General features: G+C 63.3%; 5 protein-coding genes. 2 read left to right on the forward strand and 3 right to left on the reverse strand.

Annotated features, from left to right (window positions below; translation table 11 throughout):
• Positions 1-140: 140 nt before the first annotated feature.
• Positions 141-698, reverse strand: a complete 558-nt coding sequence (locus tag VZ95_RS11060; RefSeq protein ID WP_045775890.1) for a histidine phosphatase family protein — start codon at positions 696-698, stop codon at positions 141-143.
• A 187-nt stretch (positions 699-885) separates the two neighbouring features.
• On the opposite strand from VZ95_RS11060, the gene VZ95_RS11065 reads away from it, so the two are divergent.
• Together VZ95_RS11065 and mltA are read left to right on the forward strand one after the other, a co-directional pair.
• Positions 886-1,506, forward strand: coding sequence for a Tim44/TimA family putative adaptor protein (locus VZ95_RS11065; RefSeq protein WP_045775891.1), 621 nt, complete (start codon positions 886-888; stop codon positions 1,504-1,506).
• 78 nt (positions 1,507-1,584) lie between these two features.
• Positions 1,585-2,814 carry a murein transglycosylase A gene (gene mltA, locus VZ95_RS11070; protein ID WP_045775892.1) on the forward strand — a complete coding sequence of 410 codons (1,230 nt, stop codon included), beginning with the start codon at positions 1,585-1,587 and terminating at the stop codon, positions 2,812-2,814.
• Here the strand turns inward: mltA and VZ95_RS11075 are convergent.
• Together VZ95_RS11075 and VZ95_RS21905 are read right to left on the reverse strand one after the other, a co-directional pair.
• Positions 2,807-3,409 (reverse strand): gamma carbonic anhydrase family protein, encoded by a 603-nt coding sequence (locus VZ95_RS11075; RefSeq protein ID WP_045775893.1) that lies wholly within the window; start codon positions 3,407-3,409, stop codon positions 2,807-2,809. The two genes, mltA and VZ95_RS11075, sit on opposite strands and share 8 nt — an antisense overlap.
• 26 nt (positions 3,410-3,435) lie before the next feature.
• Entirely contained in the window at positions 3,436-3,807 is a 372-nt protein-coding gene (locus VZ95_RS21905) for a 5-carboxymethyl-2-hydroxymuconate Delta-isomerase (RefSeq protein ID WP_156995243.1), read from the reverse strand.
• Positions 3,808-4,030: the final 223 nt, after the last annotated feature.

Genomic DNA, 4,030 nt, shown 5'->3' on the forward strand with positions numbered 1-4,030 from the left:
TAACCGTAATCGGCGGGGCATCGTTTTGCTCGGTGCCTTGACCGTTGGTCTGATTTTCGTCGCTCATCTTTGTATCCTATGGAATTAGGTCGCCCGAATTACGTCGCCCTGGGTAGAGCGTAAGGCTCCCCTAGCACGGCTCAGGTTGCGTGTACAACCGTGGCAGCAGTGGGGTTGCTGGGAACTTTTACCACCGAGCAATTGCCGACTGGCAAGCCCGTGACCGCCTGAATGAAGCCCCAATGGGAGACGATCAACAAACCGTCGCGCGCCTCATGCTGGTCAATCTCCGTGAGAAAGCGGTTCGCGCGGAGTTGCAGCGCGCTTACCGGCTCCTCATGATCGGGCCACCATTGGGTTTCGAGGTGATCGAAGCTGAGGTGCGGAAAGCTTTCGCGCAGCACATGGGGCGCGCTGCCGTAGTCGCAGAAATAGGCCGCGCGCTCGCCGACAATGGGTGTGACGGTATGAATGCGACCGCCTAAGTGCTCGGCGATAATCTCGGCGGTTTGAAGCGCCCGCCGGTAAGGGCTCGACCAGATTTCGCGCACGCTGTCGTGAGCGGCAATGATTTTGGCGGCGACACGGGCTTGCGCCCGGCCTTCGTCGGTCAAATCGGGATCGCGGATACCCGGATCGCGGCGCGTCCGATTGAAATGCGCGTTGAACTCCGACTGTCCGTGACGGACCATCAACATGATGAAAGCGGCTCCCAGATAATTCTCGTTTGCTTAGAATAGGGTGCCGGGGCCGCAAGGGCTAGTCGCAGCAGCGATGAAAACCCAAGATTTTCCGCCCCCGCCCTGCGGGGCCGCTTGCCCTTTGGGGGGCGGGCCTATGTAGAGACAAGAATTTTTCGCTTAACTCTTGGAATCGAGGGTACCCGTGCTGGAATCCATCGTTCTATTTGCGGTGATCGCCGCGTTTCTGCTCTACCGCCTGCTGTCCGTGCTCGGCCAGCGCACGGGGGAGGAACGCCAACAGCCGAACCCGCTGGAACGTGCGCCGGATGCCGCGCGCCCCGATCCAGGCCCAGTGCCCGGTAAAATCCTCTCTTTCCCCACCCCCAGCCAGCGCGCCCAGCCGCGCCCGGTCGATGAGCCGCGCTCGCTCGCCGAGGGGATCGAGGAATTGGGCCAGTTCGACCCGAATTTCGAGGAAGTCAGCTTTCTTGGCGGAGCGCGCGCGGCCTATGAGATGATCGTCAAAGCCTATGCCGAGGGCGATACCGGCGCGCTGCGGCCCTTGCTGAGCGACGATGTGTTCCGCGATTTCAATGGGGCCATTCAGCAGCGCGGCGGCCCAGAACCCGTCGCCCTAACGCGGATTGCCGCCGCCGATCTTGCCGATGTGCGCATGGATGGGCCGATTGCCCTCGTCACCGTCCGCTTTGTCGCCGAACAAATCGATGGCGGTGATGTGATCGATCTTTGGACCTTCCGCCGCGATGTACGCAGCAAAGATCCGAATTGGCTGCTGAGCCAAACCCGCGCGGGCGCGGTTTAGCCTTTCTTTTGTTTTCCAGCACCCGCAGACGGGGCGGCGCGCTGGGCTTTTCTCCTGCTCCCGTCGGTTGATGGTCTAATGGTTTCCTTTTCGGTTCGTGCCTTCCCCGCGTCTTTGGCCCCGCTCGCCGCCGTCGCGCTTCTGCTTCTGTCGGCCTGCGGTGAGATGGGCGCATCGCGCCCCACGACAGGCACTGCCGAGCCGCCGCAGCCCGATCAAGTCTCCCTGAAACCGGCGAAATTCACCGATCTCGCCGAGTGGGCACAAGATGATCTGCTGGCCGCCAAGCCCGCCCTCACTCGCAGTTGCGACCGTCTGCTGACCCAAGACGAAAACCGCTCGGTCGGCCCCGCCGGTCAAGGCGGCAAGGTGGCCGATTGGCGGGCGGGCTGCGGCGCGATTGAGAAAGCCAGCACCTCCGCCGCGCTGCGCCAAGCGCTCGAAACCCATTTTCAGCCGTTCGAAGTCAGCGGGCGCGACGGCCGGCAAGGGCTGTTCACCGGCTATTACGAGGCCGAATTGCGCGGCGCGCGCCGCCCCGGCGGGGCCTTCCAAACCCCGCTCTACCGCCGCCCGGAAGATCTGATTACCGTCGAACTGATTGATTGGCGGGCCGATTGGCGCGGCCAGCGCATCGCGGGGCGGGTCGTCGAAGGCCGCCTGCGCCCCTATGCCGACCGCAAAGCCATCGAGGGCGGCAGTTTGCGCGGGCGCGGGCTTGAACTTGTGTGGGTCGATGATCCCGTCGATGCTTTCTTCCTGCAAATCCAGGGGTCGGGCCGCGTCATTCTTCCTGATGGGCAGGTGATGCGCGTCGGTTTTGCTGCCCAAAACGGTCAGGCCTATGTGCCGATTGGGCGCGTGCTGGCCGATAAAGGGGCCATTCCCCGCGACGAAGTCTCGATGCAAACGATCCGCGCCTGGCTAAGCGCCCATCCGAAGGACGCGGCGGAGATTATGAACGCCAACCCCTCCTTCGTGTTCTTCCGCGAGCTTTCGGGCGAAGGCCCCTTGGGCGCGCAAGGCGTGGCGCTGACACCGGGCCGCTCGCTCGCGGTCGATCCCAGCTTCATGCCGCTCGGCGCGCCGGTGTGGCTGGAGTTGGAGGATGTTCCCGGCGAGGCGAGCAAGACCGGCCCGTTACGCCGCCTCGTCGTGGCCCAGGATACCGGCGGCGCGATCAGAGGCCCCGTGCGCGGCGATCTGTTCTGGGGTTACGGCGATACCGCCGCCGATCGGGCCGGGCGGATGAAGGCCAAGGGCCGGTACTTCCTGCTGCTGCCGCGCGGAGCCGCGCCGATTAGCTAAGAATCACGTCGTCGACGTGCGGGGCGAGTTCTTCCGATAGGCCGTGCGTCAAGGTGACCATCACATCGGGGGCGTAGCGGTCCACGCCGAAAACCGCGCGCGGATAGTCCATCGCCTTTTGCCGCGCCCAGATACTGTCGTGCTGATCGGGGGGCAGGATTTCCACGGGGTCGCCCAGGGCAATCCAGTAGTTTGGCACGATGGCGAATTCGGGCAGCCGTGTGCGTAGATGAACGACGCCGCCGATGCGGATTTCGCAGCGCCGCCCCAGATGCGCTTGCGGCAGAATCACCGCCCCGGTGGCGATATAGCATTCGCCCTCGATCACCGCCCCGGTAATATGGACCTGAGGGGCGATCAAACAGTTCGGGCCAATCGTACAATCATTGCGGGCCGTCGCGCGGATCACGGTATTCTCATAGAGAATAACTTCCGCGCCGATGCTCACCCGCCCGCCACCTTCGCCGATCACCCGCGCCCCGTGCATGATCCGCGCGCCGGGGCCAACCGATACAGCCCCACACAGGGTGGCGTCGGGCGCAACCCAGGCGGTAGGATCGATCTGCGGGGTCTGGCCTTGATGGGTGATAATCATCGGCACGGCTCCTCACGGGAAGAAAGTTACGCGGGCACAACGCGCTTCGCATAGGTCTCGCGGGCAAACTCCAGAACATCGACACTTGCCGATAGGCTGCGCCCGTTCAGATGGGGGGTGGCCGCCTCTGCCAATACGTCCGCCACCGCCGCGCCCAGCGCCTGTTTGGTGGCAAGCTCCCGGCCCGGCAGCAGGCGGATTTCGACATGGAGCATCGTTTCGCTGCCGTCGCCGCGATTGATATGATCGGCGCGGGTATCCAGCACCAAGGTCTTGCAATCGACAAGCTGCGCGCCGGCAATCCTGACGACCGCCTCGTGGATCGCGCCGAGCATCGGCTTAAGATCGAGCACCGCCATTAGCGACGGCGAGCCCTCTAGACGAATTTGCGGCATCATCGCTCCAAACAGGAAAACTATATTCCGTTACGGTAGCCTACTCCTGCATGTGTTACTACTCCCCACGGTCGTGAATCCCGCACTGTCATGGCCTCTTCGCTTGCATTTTATCCGCATCTGACCAACCATCGCCGCAGCTTAGAGGCTTCGGAAAAGTAGGAGAAAAACATGGCCGACGGGAAATATCGTCTGATTACCCGCAGTGATTTCGACGGGCTGGTCT

Origin of the sequence: Elstera litoralis (assembly GCF_000963705.1) — a bacterium.
GTDB lineage: Bacteria > Pseudomonadota > Alphaproteobacteria > Elsterales > Elsteraceae > Elstera > Elstera litoralis.